Genomic DNA, 20,242 nt, shown 5'->3' on the forward strand with positions numbered 1-20,242 from the left:
AGCCTCACCGCAGCGCGTGGTAGACGGAGTCGAGGACCAGCGGGGCCAGGTTCGGCAGCTTCCCGCCGAGGTTGGCGTCGGTGATCCGGGTGTCGGGTTTCGCGCCGAGGAACTTGATCAGCGCGTCCCGTTCGGCGGGCTGCATCGGCTGGAAGATCAGCCGGTTGCACAGCACGTCCAGGTAGGTCGCCATGGTCGCGGCGGGCTGGGTGACGAGGGAGTCGGCGCGCGGGTTGTTGAGCCCCTTGAACGACTGCTGCAGGAAGGCGCGGTGCGAGTTCCAGGTCTCCAGCATGCCGGCCGCCGAGCTCCAGGCGTTCGCGACGTCCGGGTAGCCGTCCGGCGGCTCCCAGCCCAGCGGTGCCTGGCCGAGCTTGCGGGTGAAGTTGTACAGGTCCTCGAGGGCCTTGCCGGTGTCCGCGCCGGGCTTGGTGCCCACGACCCGCGCGGTGGCGACGAAGTTCTCCAGGGGCCGGCGGGTCTTCAGCCCGGCCGCGATCCAGAACTCGAGGGACCGGAACAGCACCTTCAGCACCGGCACGATCGCCGAGCCGCTCTGCTGGTACGCGGTCGCGAGCCGGTCGACGAGGGACTGCGGCGGGGTGTCGCAGACGAAGCGCACCGCGAGCTTGCGCGCCACGTACTTCGCGGTCGACGGGTGCGTCGCCAGGTACAGCAGGTAGGCGTCGCCGACGGCGAGGCCGTCCTTCGCGGACTTGTTGGCGTGCTGGAAGCCCAGCACCTTCACCGCGCCGGTCCAGTGCCGGTTCTGCTCGTACTTGAACACGCCCTCGCGGGTCGCGGTCCGGCCGGTCATCAGGTACGCCGAGTTGCGGACGTCCTTCTCGTTGTAGCCGCCGTCGATGCCGACGGTGTGCAGCTCCAGCAGCTCCCGGCCGTAGTTCTCGTTGACGTTGCGCTTGTCCGAGGACGTGTTGTCCAGGTAGCGCATCATCGCCGGGTCCCGGGCGGAGGCGATGAGCATGTCGGAGAACTTGCCCAGGGCGTGCTTGCGGATGACGTTCACGTCGTACGGCACGCGGGTGTCCCAGCCGCCGTCGAACGGGCTGGTGATGTTGAGGTGGTTGTTCCAGAAGTCGACCATGACCTCGTAGAGCTGGCGGGTGCTCCAGACCTGCCGGGCGATGACGGCCTTGGTCAGGTCGTACATCGCCTTGTTGTCGCCGTCCTTGACCGTCGCGCGGATCTCCGCGGTGGACATGGTGACGGTCGGCGTGGTCTTCAGCGCCGCCTCGGCGACGGGATCGGCGATCTTGTCCGGCTCGAGCTGCTGGTCGAGCCAGCCGTCGATGCCGAGCTCCTTGACCGCGGCCACGTCGGCCTGCGTCGGGCCGAACGTGCAGCGCCGCAGCAGGTGCAGGACCGGGTCGCGGTTGAGCGGCGACGGGAAGCGCGGCGTGGCGCGCATCGCGGCGACGGCGGCGGCGGACGCCGAGTCGGCGGTCCCGGTCGCGCCGAGGTCGTTGAGGTCGCCCTGGCCACTGGTGTAGCTGGAGTCGCGGTTGGAGAACGAGCCGGCGTCGCGCGGGGAGATGTTGCCGCCGCCCTGGCCGGTCTTCACCATGTCGTCGGTGTCGTCGGCGGGCCGCCCGAGCATCACGGCCGCGCCCGATCCGAGCCCTCCGATCGCGACGGCACCGCCGCCGAGGGCCATCAGCGCCTGGCGCCGGTTGCGCATCAGCTCGTGCAACGCGGGCCGTCCCGTGCGCAACCAGGCAGGCGCGGGTCCCCTGGAGGACTTCGCGGCGGGAGGTGTACCGGTGTGCTGCGGCCCGTCGGCGTCGTCTGCGGGCGACTCGAGGACGCGTGGCATCGGAAATTCGCCCGTGTAGTCGGCGAAGAAGGCGCCCTTGACCTTTTTGGGCGAATCGGACGCGGGGGTGTCGTCCGAGAAGAGCCGCTCAGGCATCCCTGAACCCTAATGAGCGCGTGATCTCGCATTCAAGCCGGCAGGTGCGGGTGCGGTTCAACTTTGTCTTTGTTCTTGCTTAAGCCGAGCGCATACCGCGTCAATGCGTGGAATTCGGGCGACTACCTGAAGTTACCTCTTCCGCACGTAACGCAAGAGGGTGTACGCATGAGGAAGCCGAATAGGGGAGGCGGTGGGGGTCGTGGCCGACGCTGCGCCGGTCCGCCGGCGCTGGAGGGTGACGATCGCCGACATCCCGGTCGCCGGGAAGCTCGCCCTCGTCCTGATCCTGCCGCTCGCCGGGCTGCTCGGCCTCGCCGGCGTCGCCGCGTCCGGCTACGCCGCGCAGAGCGGCCGCATCGGCGACCTGCGGGGCGCCGTCGCCGCCGGTGCGCAGGCCGGCCTGGTCACCGACGGCCTGCAACGCGAGCGCCTCGCGCTCGCCCGGCTGCTCGGCGGGGACGGCTCCCGCGACGCGTTCGCCACCGAGGCCGCCGGCACCGACGCCGCCGTCGCCCGGTTCCGCGCCGCCGCCGCACACGTCGACGGCGGCGCCGCGCTCGCCCGGGCCGTCGACGGCCTCGACGGGCTCGACCTGCTGCGGGCCCGCGCGTCCGACACGTCCGGGCAGCTGGTGCTGCTCGGGTACCGGCAGCTGATCGCCGATCTCGTCGCCTTCCAGCAGGGCATCGCCGAGCGCCCCGCGCCGCCGGCCGTCACCGCCGCGATCCGGGCCGCCGGCTGGCTCGCCGAGGCCGGGGAGGAGCTCGCCCTGGTCCAGCTGGGGACCTTGCGGGCCCTCGCCGCGGGGGAGCTGACCCCGGCGGACCGCGACGACGTGACCGCCCACCGGGCCGCCGCCGCCGGCGCGTTCGAGCGGTTCACCGCGGCCGCCACCCCGGCGTGGCGCGCGCAGCTGGCCGGCCTCTCCCTGGACGTCGAGCGGCCCGCGCCGGCCGCCACCGACGCCGCCGGGTTGGCCCGGACCAGCCTCGCCCAGCTCGACGGCCTGCGGGTCCTCGCCGACCGGGTCGCCGCCGACAACGCCGCCGCCGTCACCGACGCCCGCGACCGGCAGAACCGCACGATCATCCTCGGCCTCGCGGCCGTCCTGCTGGTGGCCGCCGCCGCGGTCTGGCTCGCCGTCGCCGTCGGCCGGTCCCAGCGCCGGGGGCTGCGCGCCCTGCTGCAGGCGCCGGCCGCCGAGCTCACCGCGGGCGGGCGGGACGAGGTCGGCCGGGTCACCGAGGCGTTCAACGCCGTCCGGCGGGAGGCGGCCCGGGCGGCCGCCGACCAGGCCGCGCTGCGCACCGGTATGAGCGGCGCGTATGCCGACCTCGCGCGCCGCTCCGCCCGGCTCGCCGACGCGCTCCTCGAGCGGCTCGACGACGTCGAACGCGACGAGGCCGACCCGGACCGGCTCGCGACGCTCTTCGCCGCCGACCACCTGGCGACCCTGCTCCGTCACGACAACCACAGCCTGCTCGTCCTCGCCGGCGCCGGCACCGCCCGCGAGCACGCCGCCCCGGTGCCGCTGCTCGACGTGCTGCGGGCCGCCCAGTCGCAGATCGAGGCGTATCAGCGGGTCGAGTACGGCCGGGTCGACGACGCCGTGGCGGTCGAGCCGGCGGCCGTCGACGGGGTCGTGCACCTGCTCGCGGAGCTGCTCGACAACGCCGCCAGGCACTCGCCCGCCGACCGGCCCGTGGTCGTGGAGGCCCGGCACATCGGCGACGGTGCCACCATCCAGGTCGCCGACCGCGGCCCCGGGGTCGACCCCGCCCGCCTCGAGGAGCTCAACGGCCGCCTCGCCGACCCGGCCCCGTTCGGTCCGCGGCCGGGGCTCACCGTCGTGGCCCGGCTCGCCGCCCGGCACGGGCTCGACGTCACGCTGGTGCCGTCGCCGCACGGAGGGTTGGTGGCCGCGGTACGGCTGCCGCCCGCGCTGATCGTGCCGGCGCTACCCGTGCCGGTGCCGGGTGTTCCTGCCCGTCCCCTGCCGCCGCGGGTGCTCGAACGCAGTCCCGCGCTGCCCGGGGCCGAGCCGATGGACATCCCGCATCCGCGCAAGGACGGCGGCCGGCGCCCGGCCGTCCGGGCAGGTGTGGCCGCCGACGGGCCCACGGTCGAGGCCCGGGCGTTCGACGGCGACCCGCCGCGGCGTACCGTCGAGTCCGGTCCCGCTCCAGGCTCCGCTCCGGGCCCCGCTCCTGGCCCCGCCCCTGTCTCCGCTCCGGTCGAACCCGACGACGTCAGCGACCTGCTGTCGACCTACCAGCACGCGATCGGTCGTTTCGACGCCGTGACGGTGCCGGTGAACCAGGAAGGACATGCCACGTCATGACGGCTCCCACGGGGCTCGACTGTGTGCTCAGCGGCTTCACGGAACGTGTCGCCGGCGTCCGGCACACCGTCGCGGTCTCCGGGGACGGCCTGCTGGTCGCGGCGTCCAACGAGCTGCCACCCGAACGCGCCGACCAGCTCGCCGCGATGGTCGCCGGCGTGGTCTCCCTGGCGCAGGGACTCTCCGCGTGCACCGACGCCGGCCCGGTCCTGCGCACGATCGTGCAGATGGGGCGCAGCCTGCTGTTCGTCATGGCCCTCGGCGACGGGCACACGCTCGCCAGCCTGGCCACCATGGTCCAGCCGGGCTGCGACGTGGGCCAGGTGGCGTTCGAGATGACCGGCCTCGTCGATCAGGTCGGCGCCGTCCTGACCCCCGCCGCGCGGTAGCCCTCACAGGTCTGGATCCCGGTCGTCCTTGACCTTGCTGGCGTCGCGCAGGGGGATGAACGGCTCCTGCTCCTCCGGCAGGCCGCCCTGGATGGCGCGGCCGCGTTCGAGCTCGGCGTCGAACTCGGCGCCCAGCAGGATCGCGATGTTGGAGATCCACAGCCAGACCAGGAACGCGATGATGCCGCCCAGCGTGCCGTACGTCTTGTTGTACGAGCCGAAGTTCCCCACGTAGACCGCGAAACCCGCGGAGGCGACCAGCCAGATGAACACGGCCAGCCCACCGCCGGGCGTGACCCAGCGGAAGCCGGTCTGGCGGGCGTTGGGGGAGGCCCAGTAGAGCACGGCGAGGATCAACAGCACGACCAGCAGCAGGACCGGCCACTTGGCGATGTCCCAGATCTGCACGGCCTGCTTCGACAGCCCGATCCAGCCCCCGGCCTGCTCGGCGAACTTGCCGGTGAACACGATGCTCATCGCGGCGAGCGAGATGAGGATGCCGACCACGACGGTGACGCCGAGGCGGATCGGCAGGACCTTCCAGATCGGGCGGCCCTCGGGGACGTCGTAGATGGCGTTGGCGGCGCGGATGAAGGCGCCGACGTAGCCGGAGGCGGTCCACAGCGCGCCGAGGAGGCCGACGATCGCGAGGAAGCCGGCCGAGCCGGAGCCCTCCTTCAGCTCGCCGACGGCGTCGTTCACCGGCCCGGCGACGGTCGGCGGGAACAGCTCCTGCGCGTTGCGGATGACCGCGTCCTGGGTCGTGTCGGTGAGCAGCATGCCGGACACGGCGAGCAGCACGAGGATGCCGGGGAAGATGGACAGCACCCCGTAGTAGGTCAGCGCGGCGGCCCAGTCGGTGAGGTTGTCGTCGTTGAACTCCTTGACCGTGCGCTTGAGCACGTCGATCCAGGAGCGCTTGGTGAGCTGCGAGAGCCGGCTCGGCGGGTTCTCGAGCTCGGGGCCGGTGGGGTCCTCCTGCGCCATGCCCTACCTATGCCCTGCCGGTGTCCGGGGATAACGCTATGGTGCGACCCTTCCGGCCCGGATCAGGGCGACCTGCACCATGTCGACCAGTTCGGTGGCGCGGAACGGCTTGGCGACGACCGAGGCGTCCTCGCCGAGCTCGACGACGGCGGCGTCGAAGTACGGCAGGCCCGACATGTACATGATGAGCGCGTCGGGGCAGTTGGCGCGGACCACCTCGGCGACCTGCACGCCGGAGCCGTCGTTGAGCTTCAGGTCGGTGATGGCGAGGTCGATCGCGGCGGGGTGCTCGACGCAGACGCGTTCGGCGCCGGCGAGACCGGACGCCGTGTACACCTCGGCGCCGGCGCGGCTGAGCACCCGTTTGACGATCTCGCACAGGTCCGGCTCGTCGTCGACGACGAGGACGCGTAGGTGCTCCAGCATGCCTTTACGATAAATCGTGATTGTGCCGGACTTGCCGTACTTGGCCTTTTCCCCGGGCTTCCTCCGGCCTCGCTCGGCGCTACCTGACAGGGTTGCCCGGCCGGATCCGGCGCCGGCTGAACCCGAGGAACACCACCAGCACGCATGCCACCACCAGCAGCACCGCCGCGTAGGTCCACCAGGCCGGGCGGCCGGCGGGCGTGGGAGTGGCCGCGGCGGGGGGCGCGGCGACGCTCGTGACGAAGTCGGCGGGTGCGGCGGCGGCACTGGTCGCGGCCGGCGCGGCGGCGCTCGGCGACGACGTCGGGGTCCGGGTCGGCTTGGCGGAGGCGCTGCTCTTCACGCCCGTGGTCACGGTGAAGGAGAAGCTGCCGTTGCCCGCCACGCCGCCGCTGCCGCTGGCGGTGTAGGACACGGTGTAGCTGCCGGGCGGCCCGTCGGGCACGCCGAGGGCGATGCGGGCCGTCTCGTTGCGCACGCTGACCGCGCCGAGGGCGACCGTGGTGTTGTCCGGTCCGAGCAGGGTGACCTGAGCGTCCAGGATCTTGTCGTTGAAGACCAGCTGGAGCACCTGCGGCAGGTGCCCGACCCGGGTCTCCGCGCCCGGCGTGCTGCTGGCGAGCATGAGTCGCGGTGCATATGCGGTTACAATTGACGGAAACGGCAGGATGCCAAGAATTCCGACAATTATCGCGGCGAGAACTGAACTCCGCCTGACCACACCAACAAATCGCCCGGTCATGGGCGGAAACGATAGTGCATTGATGTCAGCGATGCGCGGTCGACGGTGTTAGCGTGCCGTTTCATGCAGGGCAGTTGGCGTGAACTGGTGCAAATCAAACGGCCTCCGGCGCCGACCCCGGCGAGCCGGCGGCTGCGGCGCATCGTGCTGCTCACCGCCGTGCTGACCCTCGCCGCGGACCTCGTCAACCTGGAGTACTCCACCGAGGGAGGATTCGGCCTCGGTGTGCGGACGTTCTGGGCGATGCTGCGCGCGCTCGGATTCCTGTTCCTGATGCGGGAGATCCGCTGGGGGCGGCTCACCGCCCGGCCGTTCGGGTTGATTCTCGCGATCACCACGGTGTTCGCCTCGGCCCGGCTCGCCCAGCCCCGCGCGGACGGGTACCTGCCGCCGTGGCCCGTCCTGGTGGCGCTCGCGGTCATCCTGGCGCTGTGCGCGGTGGTGGTGTGGCAGCTGTTCCGCTCGCCCGACATCGCCGCGCACCTGACCCGCCGCCCGCCGAAGCGGCCGATCCCGCCGTGGGCGCTGACCGCGCGGGTCGCCGCGCTGTCCTACTCCGCGCTGCTGACGGTGCCGTGCCTGGTCGCCGCCGGCACGCTGTGGGACGAGCCGCGCCAGCCCCGATCGACCGCGGTGCCGCTGGTCATCTCGTGGTTCGTGCTCGGCATCGCGATCGCGTTCGTGGCGTCGCTGATCAGCTTCGCGATGATGTTCGGGCACACCTGGGCCCGCGTGCTCCTCGCCATGATCAGCGTGTTCGTGCTGGTGGTGCAGCCGGTGCTGTGCTGGCTGATGCTCGGCGCCGACGGCCTCATCCGCGACGGCATCCCGCTCGTCCTCGCGGCGCTGGTCTGCCTCTACGGCCTGGCCAGATCGGGCGCCGGCAGGCCCGACATGGCGGCCGGCACGTCGTCGGCGCCGGTGTAGACGCTGATCTTGTACTCGATGAGCGCCAGGTCGGTCTGCAGCTCGGCGATCTTCTGCTGGACCTGCCGGCGGTGGTCCTCGAGCAGCTCGCGGCGCTCGTCGAAGGTCGCCGGTCCGACCCGGCACAACTCCGCGTAGCGGCGCATCTCGGCGATCGTCATCCCGGTCGCCCGGAGCCGGGTCAGCAGCCGGAGCATGCTGATGTCGCGCTCGGAGTAGCGGCGGTGGCCGTTCCAGTCCCGCTCCGGCGGGTCCAGCAGCCCCGCCCGCTCGTAGTACCGCAGGGTGTGCGCGGTCAGCCCGGTCTGGTCGGCCACCTCGGCGATGGTGTACTCCATGCCGCCAAGCTTGCCTTAGAGCGCGCTCGAAGGGGGAGGGTGGAGGCATGCGACAGCGAACCCTTGGCACTCTGACCACGTCGGCGCTCGGCCTGGGCTGCATGGGCATGAGCGAGTTCTACGGCCCGGGTGACGACGCCGAATCCGTCGCCACCATCCACCGCGCCCTCGACCTGGGCGTGACGTTTCTGGACACCGCCGACATGTACGGCCCGTTCACCAACGAACAGCTCGTCGGCCGGGCCCTCGCTCAGTTGGGTGCCGGCCGCCGCGACGAGGTGACCCTGGCGACGAAGTTCGGCATCCAGCGCGACGGCGGCACCCGCAGCATCAACGGCCACCCCGACTACGTGCGGGCCGCCCTCGACGCGTCCCTCGCCCGCCTCGGCGTCGACCACATCGACCTGTACTACCAGCACCGCGTCGACGACCGGGTGCCCATCGAGGACACCTGGGGCGCGCTCAGCGAGGCCGTCGCCGCGGGCAAGGTCCGCCACCTCGGCATCTCCGAGGCGTCCGTTTCGACCGTGCGCCGGGCGCACGCCGTGCACCCCGTGACCGCGGGGCAGTACGAGTACTCGCTGTGGACCCGGGACCCGGAGGACGGGATCCTGGCCACGTTCCGCGAGCTCGGCATCGGCCTGGTCGCCTACAGCCCGCTCGGCCGCGGCTTCCTCTCCGGTGAGATCACCGACCCGTCGCAGTTCGACCCGTCGGACTTCCGCCGCTCCAACCCCCGCTTCCAGGGCGCCAACTTCCAGCGCAACCTCGACCTGGTCGCCGAGGTCAGGTCCCTGGCCGAGGCGAAGGGCGTCACGCCGGCGCAGCTCGCCCTCGCCTGGGTCCTGGCACAGGGCGACGACATCGTGCCGATCCCTGGCACGAAGCGGCAGCGGTACCTGGAGCAGAACGCCGCCGCGGTGGACGTGGTGCTCACGGCGGACGACCTGGCCGCGATCGAGAAACTGGCCATCGGCAGCGACGTCGCCGGGACGCGGTACGCCGCCGAGACGATGGGATCGCTGAACCGCTGATCTCCGTCTGGTTGGTTGCCCCCTGGGTGGTGCTGGCGCCGCCCGGGGGGTTCGTCGTATGGTGGTCGACGTGTCCGCGTTCCAGAACAGTTGCTGGTGGCCCGCCTGACGAGGCGGCCCACCTCCGCGTGACACCCACATCCGCGGCCGCCCTTTCCGGCGGTCGCTTTTTCGTTCCCTCGTCGTAGGGGCCGGCCGCCCGGACGGACGGCCAGACCTGAGAGGGACGACCCGAATGCTGCCCGACCTGACCCGCCCGTTCGCCCTGCTGCGCCGCGAAGGCCGCGACGTCGTCGAGGTGCTCGCCGGCACCGTCGTCACCGTCGACGCCCTCGGCGACATTCCCGACGAATCGCTGTCGCTGGTGCCGTTCCGGCAGGTCCGCGAGCGCGGCTTCGACTGTGTCGACGACGGCACGCCACTGTCGGTGCTGCGCATCGCGTCGCGTGCGCTGCATCCACTCGCTGATGTCATCGCTTGCCTGTCCGCCGTGCCGGTGGTGTTGTCCGGTGGCGCGTTCGACGTGTCCGACGATGACTACGCGACGATCGTCGCCGAGGTGCTCCGCGACGAGATCGGCCGCGGCGAGGGGTCCAACTTCGTCATCCACCGGGTGTTCGAGGCCGACGTCGACGGCGACCCGGTCACGGCGGCCCTGGCCGTGTTCCGGCGGCTCCTGGAGCGGGAGCGCGGCGCGTACTGGACGTTCCTGGTGTCCACCGGCGACCGCATCCTCGTCGGCGCCACCCCGGAGCGGCACGTCAGCGTCGAGGACGGCCTGGTGATGATGAACCCGATCAGCGGCACCGTCCGGCACCCGGACAAGGCGGCGCTGCTGCGGTTCCTGACCGACCGCAAGGAGATCGACGAGCTGTCCATGGTCCTCGACGAGGAGCTCAAGATGATGGCGACCGTCGCGACCGAGGGCGGGCAGGTCGTCGGCCCGTACCTCAAGGAGATGGCGCACCTCGTCCACACGGAGTACCTCCTCGCCGGCCGCAGTGCACTGGACGTGCGGGACGTGCTGCGCGAGACGATGTTCGCGCCGACGGTCGTCGGCAGCCCGATCGAGAACGCGTGCCGGGTCGTGGCCCGGCACGAGCGGCGCGGCCGTGGCTACTACGGCGCCGTCCTCGCCCTGATCGGCCGGGACGCCGCCGGCCGGCAGACCCTCGACGCGCCGATCCTCATCCGCACCGCCGACATCTCCGCCTCCGGCCGGCTGCGGGTGCCGGTCGGAGCCACGCTGGTGCGGCACTCGACGCCGGCCGGCGAGGTCGCCGAGACGCACACGAAGGCCGCGGGGGTGCTCGCCGCACTGGGCCTCGGTGGGCCGGCTGAGGCTTCCACACCGACCCTGCTCGCCGCGGACCCAGGGGTGCAGGCCGCGCTCGTCGCGCGCAACGCCACCCTGGCGCCGTTCTGGCTGCGGGACCACCAGACGCGGGCCCTGGCGACGCCCCAGCTCGCCGGGCGGCGGGTCCTCATCGTCGACGCGGAGGACACGTTCACCGGCATGCTGCACCACCAGTTGCGGGTCCTGGGCCTGGACGTCACCCTCCGGAAGTACACCGACGTCCCGTCCGTCGCGGGGTTCGACCTCGTGGTGCTCGGCCCCGGGCCGGGCGACCCGCGACGGATCGAGGAGCCGAAGATGGCCGCGATGCGGGCGGTCGCCGCGCGGCTGCTGGCCGACGGCACGCCCACCCTCGCCGTGTGCCTCGGCCACCAGCTGCTGTCGGGGCTGCTCGGGCTGCCGCTGCGGCGCAAGGCCAACCCGTATCAGGGCATGCAGCGCGACATCGTGTTCTTCGGCCGGCCGGCGATCGTCGGCTTCTACTCCACCTTCACCGCGACGCACCCGCACGACCGCTTCACCAGTGAGTACGGCGACGTGGAACTGTCCCGCGACCCGGCCAACGGCGACGTGCACGCCCTGCGCGGGCCGACGTTCGCCGGGGTGCAGTTCCATCCCGAGTCGGTGCTCAGCTACGACGGCATCGAGCTGCTGCGCGCCATGCTCACCACGCTGCTGCCGGCCGCCGTGTCGTAGCCGTCCCGGGTGGGTACCGGGCGGACGTGATGCGTCTGGTGCGGGTCGTCCTGCGGTTCTTCCACGGCCGTGACCTGAACCTGCACGCCGGCGCCGTCACGTTCTACGGCGCGGTCGCCGTCGTGCCCGTCGCGCTGCTCACCATCAGGCTCGCCGGGCTGATCGCCGGCGCCGGCCGGGTCCGCGACCTGGCCGGCCCGGTGATCGCGGCGATGCCGGACCGGCTCGGCGCGGACCGGGCGGCCGCGGTCCTGGTCGACGCGGGCCTCGGCATGTCGTGGCCGCTCACGCTGATCGCGCTGCTCCCCGCCACCTGGTACGGCGAGGGCCTCCGCCGCGCGTTCGTCTCCCTCACCGAGGCCGGCCCGCCCGCGGGCTGGCGCGGCCGGCTGCTCATCCTGCCCGTCCTCGCCGCCGCCCCCGCGCTCCTGCTCGGCCTCCTCCTGGTGCTGCCCGACGCCGCACGTCGCTTGCAGGACGGCGGCTGGTCGAGCGTCGGCGCGGTGGTCGTGTCGTTCCTGGCCACCTGGCTGACCCTCAGCCCGGTGTTCGTCATGGTGTACCGCTGGTGCGCGCCCCCCAGCCCGGCCTGGCTCCCGACGGTGGTTGTCGGCGCCTTCACGGCGGCGAACGTCGCCGGCTTCGCGCACGGGTTCGTCCTGTTCTGGTCGCTGCCGCTGGACCTCGGCGCGCCCTTCGGCGGCCTGGACGTCGTCGGCGCCGTCGTCGCCGTCCTCCTGTGGTTGTATCTGTTTCACCTGCTGACACTCGTCGGCTACGGCGCGACCCTGCAGGCCGCCCGGTGGTGGGCCTTGCGCTCCGCAGCTTCGTGAACGATGCTTCCGAAGAATTCTCACCATTGGGGGCCTTCATGCGGGACCGCCGGGCAAGACTCAGCGTCGCCGTGGCGTACCTCGTCCAGGGCTTCTGCTTCGCCGCCCTGCTGACCCAGGTCGGCGTCCTGCAGGACAAGTTCGGCTTCTCCGACGGTGAGCTCTCCCTCGTCCTGCTCGCGGTCCCCGTCGTGGCCGGCGTCGGCAGCGTCCTGGCCGGCCTGCTCTCCACCCGCTACGGCAGCTCCCCGGTGCTGCGCGCCGGCGGCCCGGGCGTCGCGCTCGCCATCACCGCGGTCGGCCTCGCCGGGCAGGCCTGGCAGCTGTACCTGGCGCTCGCCTTCGTCGGCCTCATGCTCGGCGTCGTCGACGCCACCATGAACATGCAGGGCGTCAGCGTCGAACGCCGCTACGGCCGCCCGGTCCTGAACTCCTTCCACGCCGTGTGGAGCGTCGGCGCCATCTTCGGTGCCCTGGCCACCGCCGGCACGTCCCGGCTGGACTGGTCGATCGCCGCGTCGCTCGGCTCGGTCGCGGTCGTCGGCGCGATCCTCGCCCTCGCCGCCGGCCCCTGGCAGCTGCGCCGCGCCGAGGAGGTCGCCGACGTGCCACCCGGCGTGGCCACCGCGGTCCCGTGGCGCCCGGTCATCCTGGTCGGCGTGGCGATGATGCTCATGTTCATCGCCGACTCCGCGGTCTCCAACTGGAGCACCGTCTTCCTCGACAACGCCTTCTCCGCGAGCACCAGCGTCGCCGCGCTCGGCCTCGCCGCGTATCAGGCGATGATGCTCGTCGGCCGCACCGCCGGCGACCTGATCGTGCGCCGCTTCGGCCCGGTCGGCGTCGTCTCCGTCGGCGGCGTCGTCGGTGGGCTCGGCCTCGGCCTGGTCGCCGCGTCCCAGTCCGCCGCGATGGGCATCGCCGGGTTCGCCGTCGTCGGCATCGGCCTGTCCCTGGTCGTCCCGCAGTCCTTCTCCGCCGCGGGCCGCCTCGACCCGGCCGGCACGGGCGTCGCGATCGCCCGGGTCAACCTGTTCAACTACGTCGGCTTCGTGGTCGGCGCGGGGCTCATCGGCGCGGTGGCGGAGGGTGCGTCGCTCCGCCTGGCCTTCGTGGTGCCGGCGGTGCTCGCGGTGGGGATCGTCGCCCTGGCGCCGGCGTTCCGCACCACGGCTCCGGCCCCGGCGGCGGAAGTGCCGGCACCCGCCACCCCCTGACCGCTGTGGGCGTCGGCTGTCTGCGGCGTGGTCGCTACCACGGCTCCGGCCCCGGCGGCCGAGGTGCCGGCGCCCGCCACCTCCTGACCGTCGCCCTGCCAGCTGTCGTGGCGTGGGGCCGGGCCGGTCAGGGTTGGTGGGCGGTGGCGCTGACCTTCTCGGCCGCTGCCGCCACCGAGCCGCGGGTCGTGGCGGCGAGGCTGGTCTGCTCGAACAGCGACGCCTCGACCTCGCGCTGAGCGGCCGCGACCGTGCCGAGCCGGTCCGCGACCCCGCCGACCGCGTTCGCCGCCGCGGCCGCGCCCGCGGTGACCTGCCCGACGGTCGTCTCGATCCGGCCGGTCGCGGCGGCCGTCTGCGCGGCGAGATCCTTGACCTCGTTGGCGACCACGCCGAAGCCCTTGCCGGCCTCCCCGGCGCGGGCGGCCTCGATCGTCGCGTTGAGCGCGAGCAGCTTCGTCTGGTCCGCGACCGCCTGGATGAGCCCGGCGACGGTAGCGATGTCGGCGATCGCCGTCTCGAGCTCGCTGATGACGGTCCGCGCGTGGTTGGAGTCGCTGAGCGCCGCCTCGACGTCGGTGACGGCGTCGCGCACCGTGCCCGTCATGCCGGCCAGCTTCTGCTCGAACGACTCCATCGCCGCGCCGGCCTCGGCGCCCAGCTGGACCCCCGCGTCGGCGACGTCGGCCAGCACGGTCTCCAGCCGCCGGCCGAGCCGTTCGCTGTGGGTGACCTGCTCCGCGGCGTTGCTCGCGGCGGCCTCCTCACGCCGGGTGGCGTCGTCCGCGGCGGCCCGCAGCGCCGCCTGGTTCTCGGCCGCGACCCGGGCGCGGTCCGCGTCGACCTCGGCCTCGGCGTTGGCGGCGAACCTCCAGTACGTCAGCTGCGTCAAACACATCGCGATGACGAAACCGGCGTGCATCAGCACGAACAGGATCGGGTGGTCGCGGGCCTGCGGGCTGCTGAACAGCATGTCAGGCATCGCCAGGGCCACCAGCAGGTGGTGCGCGCCGACCAGCAGGACGGTGACGAACAGGGCCACCCAGTCCTGATACAGGCTGACCAACCCCACCACGACGAAGAAGTGGAAGTGCAGGTCGGTGAGGCCGTTGCCGGCGTGCACGAGCGCGGCCGCCGCCAGGACCATCCCCGTCGACACGGCGACCGCGGCGCCGCGCCTGCTGCGGGCGATGTTGCTGGCCACCGCGCAGATCAGGACACCGGCGTTCGCCGACCAGACCAGCCAGGCGCCGTTGTGCGCGTGCTCGCCGGTGATCGAGTGGCCGTTGAGGACGCTGATCAGGACCAGCACGGGCAGGTGCAGCCACAGCAGCAGTCGCAGTGCCCGATGTCTGGACTGGAAGGCCGCGTCGCTGAGCCGGACCTTCGGCATGAGCCAGGCGAGGACTCCGGGCATGACGTTCGACGCTCCCTCTGGTCGGTTGACCCCGGGACCTGCAAGAGGACCCAACCGCCCATCGGCCGCCGGAGGGCGAACTGAAGGGTGTTCGCCCCATTCGCGCCGATCGGGTGCCCGCCCGCCGCCGTTGACGGGCACCGACCGGCGGCCGGCGGGCCGGACCTGCACGCCGGTTCCGCACCGGGCATGCAGGTCCGCCGGTCGGTGTCCGCTGGAGGTGCTGCGACCTCGGGCATGTTCGGTGTCCGGCTCCCGCAACGGGCTTGCGCCGCTGTCAGCCGGCCTCCGCCGGGGGTGCGGTGGCCTCGTTCGCATCGGGTGTGTGGTGCTGCCGGTCGACCTTGGCCGGGAGTGCGGTGGCCTCGTTCCGCTCCGGGTGTGTGGTGCTGCCGGCCGGCCTCGGCGCCTCGTTCCGCATCGGGTGTGTGGTGCTGTCAGCCGGCCTCGGCCAGGAGCGCGGTGGCCTCGGCGGGGGACGGCAGGCCGTCGGTGTCGCCGGCCGTCGCGACCACCCCCGCCGCGAACCGGGTGCCGAGCCACGCGGCGCCCCTCGGCCCGATCCCGCGGAGGCGGGCGGCGAGATACGCCCCGGCGAACGCGTCCCCGGCGCCGACCGGGTCCACCACCCGCACCGCCACCGACGGCAGGTGGGTCGGCCGGTCACCCTCGTGCCAGCAGCCGTCGGCACCGGCTTTCAACACCACCTCACCCACGCCGGCCGCTCTGGCCTGCGCGAACACCGTAGCGGGAACATCGGTGCCGAAGAGGGGCACCGCTTCGTCCATCCCGAGGAGGAGGTACGCCGTCAGCGGCAGCAACTCCGTCACCACCTCGGTCACGCCCTCCAGCCCGGGGCGCAGGTTCGGGTCCACGGCGACCGGTACGCCCCGGGCGTGCGCCTCGCGGGCCAGCCGCAGCACCGCCCGCCGCGGGCCGGCGCCGAGCGCGGCGGTCAGGCCGGACACCGCGACCAGGTCCGGACCGGCGGCCAACGCCCGGTCCGCGTCGGCCTCGTCGAGGACGGACGCGGCCGAACCGGCCCGGTAGTAGTACACCCGCCGGGCACCGTCGGGCAGCACGTCCTTGACGAACACCCCCGTCGGCCGGGTCCCGTCGACGGCCACCAGGCCCGTGCCGACCCCGAGGCCGGCCGCAGCCGCGACGACCCTCCGGCCGAACGGGTCGTCGCCGATCCTGCTGCAGAACGCCGTCCGTGCGCCGGCCCGGGCCGCCGCCGCGAGGAGGTTCAGTTCGGCGCCGGCCACGTGCACCGACGCCGACCGGCACGCTTCGAGGGTGCGGTCGGCGGGCTGGAAGAGCACCATCGCCTCACCGAGCCCGACGATGAGCCCGCTCATGCCACCCACCGCCGTCCTGAGCCGCCGACCCGTCCGGCGTCAGAGCCAGCGTGCCGCCGCGTGGCCGGCTGGGTGTCCGGACCTGCATGCGGTCCCGTGGCCGGCCGGGTGGTTGGGGCCGGGGGCCGTCGTGTGGCCGGCTGGGTGTCCGGGTCCGCGTGCCGTCCGGATGCCGGCCCGGTGGCTGCGGCCGGGTGCCGTCGCCTGGTCGGGTGGGTGGCCGGGGCGGTCATGACAGCCACCGGGCGCGCAGGTCCGGGCGGAGGAACGCGGCCGGCGAGGCGATCGACAGGCCGCCGTCGACGGGAAGGCAGGCGCCGGTGATGAAGCCGGCGCCCGGCGAGGCCAGGAACGCGACCGCCGCCGCGACCTCCTCCGGCCGGCCGACCCGGCGCAGCGGGTACCCCTCGGCGGCGTCGGGCAGGTGCTCGCCGCCGATCATGCCGGGCGCGACGGCGTTGACGCGGATGCCGCGGGGACCGTACTCCAGGGCGAGCTGGCGCACGAGGCCGTCCAGGCCCGCCTTCGCCGCGGCGTAGGACGGCAGGCCCGGCGCGGCGAGGAAACTGTTGACGGAGGTGACCGCGACGATGCTGCCGCCGGAAGGCAGGTGCGGCAGCGCCGCCCGGCAGGCGTAGAAGGCCCCGGAGAGGGTCACGTCGATCGCGGAGCGCCACTCGTCGTCGGTCTGGGTCTCCGCGGGGGAGACCGGCATCACCGCCGCGGCGAGGACGAGCACGTCGAGCCGGCCGAACCGGGCCGCGGCGCGTTCCACCACCGCCGCGGCGCCGTCACTGGTGGAGCAGTCGGCCGCCCAGCTCGCCTCGAACGCGGGGTCGTCGGTGGTGTCCAGGGCGGCACCCGCGACCCGGTCACCGGCGAACGCCCGGCCGATCGCGAGCCCGATCGGCGAGGTCGCCCCGAGCACGAGCACACCCCTCACCGGTCAGGACCCCCGGCCTCTTCCGTACCCCCGAGACCGAGGTCGTCCAGGATCAGGGCCAGCGCGGCAAGCGTGGCCGGGTCGGCGTCGACGGCCGGAGCGCGGACCGTCGTGGACGCGATGATCCCCCGCTGGTGCAGCACGTGCTTGTGGATCGACCACGCGATGCCGGGCTGCAGCCCGAAGCGGATCAGCGGCAACAGCCGGTTGAACCCGGCCCGGGCCTCGGCCGCCGAACCCGTCCGGTACGCGTGAAGGACGGGTCCGAGCAGGTCCGGGAACTCGCTTGCAGGCATCGTGCCGACCGCGCCGCGGGCGTACTCCTCGAGCACGAACAGCGCGTTCTGCCCGCCGAGCACGAGGAAGTCCTCGGCGGTGGCCTCGATGACCGCGCCGACCTTCGGGGTGGTCGGCTGGGTCTCGACCTTCACCGAGTCGACGCCGTCCAGCTTTGACAGCTCGACGATGAGCGGCACGGGCAGGTTGACCCCGGTGGACGCCGGCGCGTCCTGCACCATGACCGACAGCCCGCCGGCCGCCGCGACCGCGCCGTAGAAGTCGACGATCTGCGTGGGGGAGGGCTTCACCATGAACGGCGGGATCAGCATGGCCACGGTCGCGCCGGCGTCGGCCGCGGCCCGGCACTGGTCGATCGCGTCGCCGGTGCCGGTCGCCGACACCCCGGCGACGATCGGCAGCTCCGGGCCGAGCGCCTCGCGGACCACCGCGAGGATCGCCGTCCGCTCCGGCGCGGTCAGCGTGAAACCCTCGCTGGCGAAACCGAACACGGCGACGCCGTCGACGCCGGAGCGCACGGAGAACTCGACGAGCCGGCGCAGGCTGTCGGTGTCCAGCGAGCCGTCGGGATGGAACGGGGTGGCGAGCACGGGGATCAACCCGCGCACGTCGGCGGAGCGGCTCACTGGTCCTCCAGAAGGGCGGTGATGTCGACCTCGACGCCGAGGCCCGGCGCGGTCGGCACGTGGAACGACCCCGGTCCGCCGGTCAGCGGCCGGGTCAGGATGCGGTTGGCGACGGGGAACGGTCCGGGCTGGAACTCGAAGACCGGCATGGCCTCGATCGCGGCGGCGACGTGGATCCCGGCGGCGAGCACGACGCCGAGCCCGACGGAATGGTGCGGCGCCACCGGCACGTGATGCACCGATGCGATCTCCGCGATGGCCATGGCCTCGGTGATGCCGGTGCGGCCGACGTCGGGTTGGGCGACGTCCAGGGCCCGCTCCTGCAGCCACAGCTTGAACTCGAACCGGCTGCGCAGTGTCTCGCCGACCGCGACGGGGGTGACGAGCGCGGCGGCGAGCTCGTGGTGGCCGTCGACGTCCTCGGGGGCGAGGGGCGCCTCCAGGAACCAGGCGCCGCGCGCGTCCAGAGCCTTGCCGAGGCGCAGCGCGTCGGCGAGGTCGTAGGCCCAGTGCGCGTCGACGGCGACCCGCATCCCGGTCGCGGCGACCGCGTCGAACGTGGCGAGGTCCTCCTCCACCCCACGGCCGAGGTGGAGCTTCACCGACGTTGCACCCTGCGCAATCCAGTTGCGGGCGAGATCCGCCCGCTCCGGGTCGGTGGCCACCGGAAGGCCGGAGACGTAGGTGGGCACGGTGTCGCGGTACGCCCCGCCGAGCAGTGCGTGCACGGGCAGCCCGGCCGCCTTCCCGGCCAGGTCCCACAGCGCGATGTCCACGGCGGCGAGGGCGTCGGCCTGATGACCGACGAGATGGCCGCGCTCCCGCATGAGGCCGGTGAGCCTGGTCCACAGCGGCCGGACCCGGCGCGGGTCCTGTTTCAGCAGGGCGGGCGTCAGCAGCCGGTCGACGATCGCCTGCACGATCTCCGGCCCGACGGGTGCGAGTGCCTCGCCCCAGCCCTCGGTGCCGTCGTCGCAGGTGATCCTGACCAGGAGCGTCTCGTAACGGTCCGAGTACAGGCTGCGCCACGGCGGCCGGGTGTAGTAGTCCGACTTTTCCGGATTCTCCCGGGTGGCGGCGCCCAGATAGACGTCGTCTCCACGCAGTTTCAGCGGAAACGTCGTCACGTCAACGATCTTCACCGAGCACCACCGCCCTGCGGTTGACCACTTGCAGCATGCGGGATATCTTGCCGTATCACGCAAGCAACTTCCAGAGAGGGTCCCGATGGCTTCGGATGTCGGAAGCAACCAGAGCGTCGAGCGGGCGCTGACGGTGCTGCGGGTCTTCACGGCCGGCCGCTCCGAGCTGCGCGTCTCCGACGTCGCCAAGCTCGCAGACCTTGGACTCTCCACCGCGTCGCGTCTGCTCGCAACCCTGGAGGCGGCCGGGTTCGTCGACCGTGACCCGGTCAGCGGGCTCTACCGGCTCGGCCTGGACACGGTCAGCCTCGGTGGCGCGGTGCTCAACAGCCACCCCGTGCACCGCGAGGCGCGCCAGATCGCCCAGAACCTGGCGGCCGACCTCGGTCTCGGCGTCAACGTCGCGGTCCGCCGCGACGCCAGCCTCTTCTACCTGCTCAACTTCGAGGGCCGGCAGGCGCCACGGGCGTTCGTCCTCGCCGGGCAGCGCAACCCGCTGCACGCCACCGGCCTGGGCAAATCCCTGCTGACGGGCCTGACGCCGCTGGAGCGGCGGGGGCTGCTGCCGGCGAGCGCCCTGGTGGCGTACACGCCGCGCACCATTACCACCCACGAGCAGCTCGACGCCGAGCTCGACCGGACCTCCGCCCGCGGCTACGGCTCGGAGCTGGAGGAGCTGGCGCTCGGCCGGGCCTGCGTCGCCGCCCCGATCCGCGACGGCGCCGGCAATGTCGTCGCCGCGTTGTCGGTGTCGGGTCCGCTCTCCGCAATTGACTTGCAGACCCGGGAGGTCGCACTGTCTCGGATCGTCATCGAGGCCGCCGATTCGATCAGCATCGGCCTCGGGTACGTCGGACCGGCCCACCACCCCAGCGCGGTGTCGTTGTGAAGGACCGAACGTTCGGGTTCCTGCTGACCCTGCCGGCGCTCGCGCTGCTCGGCGCGGTTGTGCTCTACCCGCTCGTCGGGTCGCTGTCCACCAGCCTGTTCAACCAGAGCCTGGTCCTGCCCGGCCGTTCGTTCGCCGGCCTGGACAACTTCAAGGAGGTGCTCCAGCGCAACTTCTGGCCCGTCCTGGAGCACACGGTCGTGTTCACCGTCGGCTCGACCGTCGTCCCCGTCGTCATCGGTTTCGCCCTGGCCCTGGCCCTGAACACGAAGCTGCGTGGGCGGGCGGTGCTGCGTGGGTTGTTCCTGATGCCGTGGGTGATTCCCGGTGTCGTCGTGTCCTTCGTC

Annotated in this window: 20 protein-coding genes; 9 read left to right on the top strand and 11 right to left on the bottom strand. The window is 72.9% G+C overall.

What is annotated here, in order from left to right; all coding sequences use genetic code 11:
* Positions 1-4 precede the first annotated feature (4 nt).
* Positions 5-1,930: a DUF1800 domain-containing protein gene (locus Dsi01nite_RS54030; protein ID WP_203854333.1), complete on the bottom strand. Its 1,926-nt coding sequence runs from the start codon at positions 1,928-1,930 to the stop codon at positions 5-7.
* Between the two features lie 202 nt (positions 1,931-2,132).
* On the opposite strand from Dsi01nite_RS54030, the gene Dsi01nite_RS54035 reads away from it, so the two are divergent.
* The gene (locus tag Dsi01nite_RS54035; protein ID WP_203854334.1) at positions 2,133-4,274 is read left to right on the top strand and encodes a sensor histidine kinase; all 2,142 of its coding nucleotides are present in this window, start codon (positions 2,133-2,135) and stop codon (positions 4,272-4,274) included.
* Positions 4,271-4,663 carry a roadblock/LC7 domain-containing protein gene (locus Dsi01nite_RS54040; RefSeq protein ID WP_203854335.1) on the top strand — a complete coding sequence of 131 codons (393 nt, stop codon included), beginning with the start codon at positions 4,271-4,273 and terminating at the stop codon, positions 4,661-4,663. The genes Dsi01nite_RS54035 and Dsi01nite_RS54040 overlap by 4 nt, the downstream gene beginning before the upstream one ends.
* A gap of 3 nt (positions 4,664-4,666) precedes the next feature.
* On the opposite strand, the gene Dsi01nite_RS54045 is transcribed toward Dsi01nite_RS54040, so the two are convergent.
* From Dsi01nite_RS54045 to Dsi01nite_RS54055, 3 genes are all read right to left on the bottom strand, one after another.
* Positions 4,667-5,650, bottom strand: a complete 984-nt coding sequence (locus tag Dsi01nite_RS54045) for a YihY/virulence factor BrkB family protein (protein ID WP_203854336.1) — start codon at positions 5,648-5,650, stop codon at positions 4,667-4,669.
* Between the two features lie 36 nt (positions 5,651-5,686).
* The gene (locus Dsi01nite_RS54050; protein ID WP_203854337.1) at positions 5,687-6,076 is read right to left on the bottom strand and encodes a response regulator; all 390 of its coding nucleotides are present in this window, start codon (positions 6,074-6,076) and stop codon (positions 5,687-5,689) included.
* 79 nt (positions 6,077-6,155) lie between these two features.
* Positions 6,156-6,701 carry a copper resistance CopC family protein gene (locus tag Dsi01nite_RS54055; protein ID WP_203854338.1) on the bottom strand — a complete coding sequence of 182 codons (546 nt, stop codon included), beginning with the start codon at positions 6,699-6,701 and terminating at the stop codon, positions 6,156-6,158.
* Positions 6,702-6,905: 204 nt separating this feature from the next.
* Here Dsi01nite_RS54055 and Dsi01nite_RS54060 point away from each other — a divergent pair, with 204 nt between their 5' ends.
* Positions 6,906-7,745: a hypothetical protein gene (locus Dsi01nite_RS54060; RefSeq protein ID WP_239137179.1), complete on the top strand. Its 840-nt coding sequence runs from the start codon at positions 6,906-6,908 to the stop codon at positions 7,743-7,745.
* Here the strand turns inward: Dsi01nite_RS54060 and Dsi01nite_RS54065 are convergent.
* The gene (locus Dsi01nite_RS54065) at positions 7,676-8,083 is read right to left on the bottom strand and encodes a MerR family transcriptional regulator (protein ID WP_203854339.1); all 408 of its coding nucleotides are present in this window, start codon (positions 8,081-8,083) and stop codon (positions 7,676-7,678) included. The genes Dsi01nite_RS54060 and Dsi01nite_RS54065 overlap by 70 nt on opposite strands.
* A gap of 47 nt (positions 8,084-8,130) precedes the next feature.
* Here Dsi01nite_RS54065 and Dsi01nite_RS54070 point away from each other — a divergent pair, with 47 nt between their 5' ends.
* From Dsi01nite_RS54070 to Dsi01nite_RS54085, 4 genes are all read left to right on the top strand, one after another.
* Positions 8,131-9,117 carry an aldo/keto reductase gene (locus Dsi01nite_RS54070; protein ID WP_203854340.1) on the top strand — a complete coding sequence of 329 codons (987 nt, stop codon included), beginning with the start codon at positions 8,131-8,133 and terminating at the stop codon, positions 9,115-9,117.
* Positions 9,118-9,352: 235 nt separating this feature from the next.
* Positions 9,353-11,170: an anthranilate synthase family protein gene (locus Dsi01nite_RS54075; protein ID WP_203854341.1), complete on the top strand. Its 1,818-nt coding sequence runs from the start codon at positions 9,353-9,355 to the stop codon at positions 11,168-11,170.
* 29 nt (positions 11,171-11,199) lie between these two features.
* Positions 11,200-12,003 carry a YhjD/YihY/BrkB family envelope integrity protein gene (locus Dsi01nite_RS54080; protein ID WP_203854352.1) on the top strand — a complete coding sequence of 268 codons (804 nt, stop codon included), beginning with the start codon at positions 11,200-11,202 and terminating at the stop codon, positions 12,001-12,003.
* A gap of 38 nt (positions 12,004-12,041) precedes the next feature.
* Positions 12,042-13,220, top strand: coding sequence for an MFS transporter (locus Dsi01nite_RS54085; RefSeq protein ID WP_203854342.1), 1,179 nt, complete (start codon positions 12,042-12,044; stop codon positions 13,218-13,220).
* 127 nt (positions 13,221-13,347) lie between these two features.
* Here the strand turns inward: Dsi01nite_RS54085 and Dsi01nite_RS54090 are convergent, their stop codons facing one another.
* From Dsi01nite_RS54090 to Dsi01nite_RS54115, 6 genes are all read right to left on the bottom strand, one after another.
* Positions 13,348-14,637, bottom strand: coding sequence for a methyl-accepting chemotaxis protein (locus tag Dsi01nite_RS54090; protein ID WP_203854343.1), 1,290 nt, complete (start codon positions 14,635-14,637; stop codon positions 13,348-13,350).
* Positions 14,638-14,914: 277 nt separating this feature from the next.
* Positions 14,915-15,058, bottom strand: a complete 144-nt coding sequence (locus Dsi01nite_RS54095; protein WP_203854344.1) for a hypothetical protein — start codon at positions 15,056-15,058, stop codon at positions 14,915-14,917.
* Between the two features lie 16 nt (positions 15,059-15,074).
* Positions 15,075-15,998 (bottom strand): sugar kinase, encoded by a 924-nt coding sequence (locus tag Dsi01nite_RS54100; protein WP_203854345.1) that lies wholly within the window; start codon positions 15,996-15,998, stop codon positions 15,075-15,077.
* A gap of 229 nt (positions 15,999-16,227) precedes the next feature.
* Positions 16,228-16,941 carry an SDR family NAD(P)-dependent oxidoreductase gene (locus Dsi01nite_RS54105; protein ID WP_203854346.1) on the bottom strand — a complete coding sequence of 238 codons (714 nt, stop codon included), beginning with the start codon at positions 16,939-16,941 and terminating at the stop codon, positions 16,228-16,230.
* Entirely contained in the window at positions 16,938-17,864 is a 927-nt protein-coding gene (locus Dsi01nite_RS54110) for a dihydrodipicolinate synthase family protein (protein WP_239137181.1), read from the bottom strand. The genes Dsi01nite_RS54105 and Dsi01nite_RS54110 overlap by 4 nt, the downstream gene beginning before the upstream one ends.
* Positions 17,861-19,006: a mandelate racemase/muconate lactonizing enzyme family protein gene (locus tag Dsi01nite_RS54115; RefSeq protein ID WP_203854347.1), complete on the bottom strand. Its 1,146-nt coding sequence runs from the start codon at positions 19,004-19,006 to the stop codon at positions 17,861-17,863. The genes Dsi01nite_RS54110 and Dsi01nite_RS54115 overlap by 4 nt, the downstream gene beginning before the upstream one ends.
* A gap of 85 nt (positions 19,007-19,091) precedes the next feature.
* On the opposite strand from Dsi01nite_RS54115, the gene Dsi01nite_RS54120 reads away from it, so the two are divergent.
* Together Dsi01nite_RS54120 and Dsi01nite_RS54125 are read left to right on the top strand one after the other, a co-directional pair.
* Positions 19,092-19,895: an IclR family transcriptional regulator gene (locus Dsi01nite_RS54120; RefSeq protein ID WP_203854348.1), complete on the top strand. Its 804-nt coding sequence runs from the start codon at positions 19,092-19,094 to the stop codon at positions 19,893-19,895.
* Positions 19,892-20,242, top strand: a 351-nt coding sequence (locus Dsi01nite_RS54125; protein WP_203854349.1) for an ABC transporter permease family protein, incomplete at its 3' end; no start/stop codon positions are given. The genes Dsi01nite_RS54120 and Dsi01nite_RS54125, both read left to right, overlap by 4 nt.

The sequence above is a fragment of the Dactylosporangium siamense genome, from assembly GCF_016862795.1.
In the GTDB taxonomy this organism is placed as follows: Bacteria; Actinomycetota; Actinomycetes; order Mycobacteriales; family Micromonosporaceae; genus Dactylosporangium; species Dactylosporangium siamense.

Excerpts from the sequence above, each read along its gene's own strand:
- Dsi01nite_RS54030 (WP_203854333.1), bottom strand. The coding sequence starts at position 1,930 with ATGCCTGAGCGGCTCTTCTCGGACGACACCCCCGCGTCCGATTCGCCC.
- Dsi01nite_RS54040 (WP_203854335.1), top strand. The coding sequence starts at position 4,271 with ATGACGGCTCCCACGGGGCTCGACTGTGTGCTCAGCGGCTTCACGGAA.
- Dsi01nite_RS54045 (WP_203854336.1), bottom strand. The coding sequence starts at position 5,650 with ATGGCGCAGGAGGACCCCACCGGCCCCGAGCTCGAGAACCCGCCGAGC.
- Dsi01nite_RS54050 (WP_203854337.1), bottom strand. The coding sequence starts at position 6,076 with ATGCTGGAGCACCTACGCGTCCTCGTCGTCGACGACGAGCCGGACCTG.
- Dsi01nite_RS54055 (WP_203854338.1), bottom strand. The coding sequence starts at position 6,701 with ATGCTCGCCAGCAGCACGCCGGGCGCGGAGACCCGGGTCGGGCACCTG.
- Dsi01nite_RS54065 (WP_203854339.1), bottom strand. The coding sequence starts at position 8,083 with ATGGAGTACACCATCGCCGAGGTGGCCGACCAGACCGGGCTGACCGCG.
- Dsi01nite_RS54070 (WP_203854340.1), top strand. The coding sequence starts at position 8,131 with ATGCGACAGCGAACCCTTGGCACTCTGACCACGTCGGCGCTCGGCCTG.
- Dsi01nite_RS54075 (WP_203854341.1), top strand. The coding sequence starts at position 9,353 with ATGCTGCCCGACCTGACCCGCCCGTTCGCCCTGCTGCGCCGCGAAGGC.
- Dsi01nite_RS54080 (WP_203854352.1), top strand. The coding sequence starts at position 11,200 with ATGCGTCTGGTGCGGGTCGTCCTGCGGTTCTTCCACGGCCGTGACCTG.
- Dsi01nite_RS54085 (WP_203854342.1), top strand. The coding sequence starts at position 12,042 with ATGCGGGACCGCCGGGCAAGACTCAGCGTCGCCGTGGCGTACCTCGTC.
- Dsi01nite_RS54090 (WP_203854343.1), bottom strand. The coding sequence starts at position 14,637 with ATGCCCGGAGTCCTCGCCTGGCTCATGCCGAAGGTCCGGCTCAGCGAC.
- Dsi01nite_RS54095 (WP_203854344.1), bottom strand. The coding sequence starts at position 15,058 with ATGCGGAACGAGGCGCCGAGGCCGGCCGGCAGCACCACACACCCGGAG.
- Dsi01nite_RS54100 (WP_203854345.1), bottom strand. The coding sequence starts at position 15,998 with ATGAGCGGGCTCATCGTCGGGCTCGGTGAGGCGATGGTGCTCTTCCAG.
- Dsi01nite_RS54120 (WP_203854348.1), top strand. The coding sequence starts at position 19,092 with ATGGCTTCGGATGTCGGAAGCAACCAGAGCGTCGAGCGGGCGCTGACG.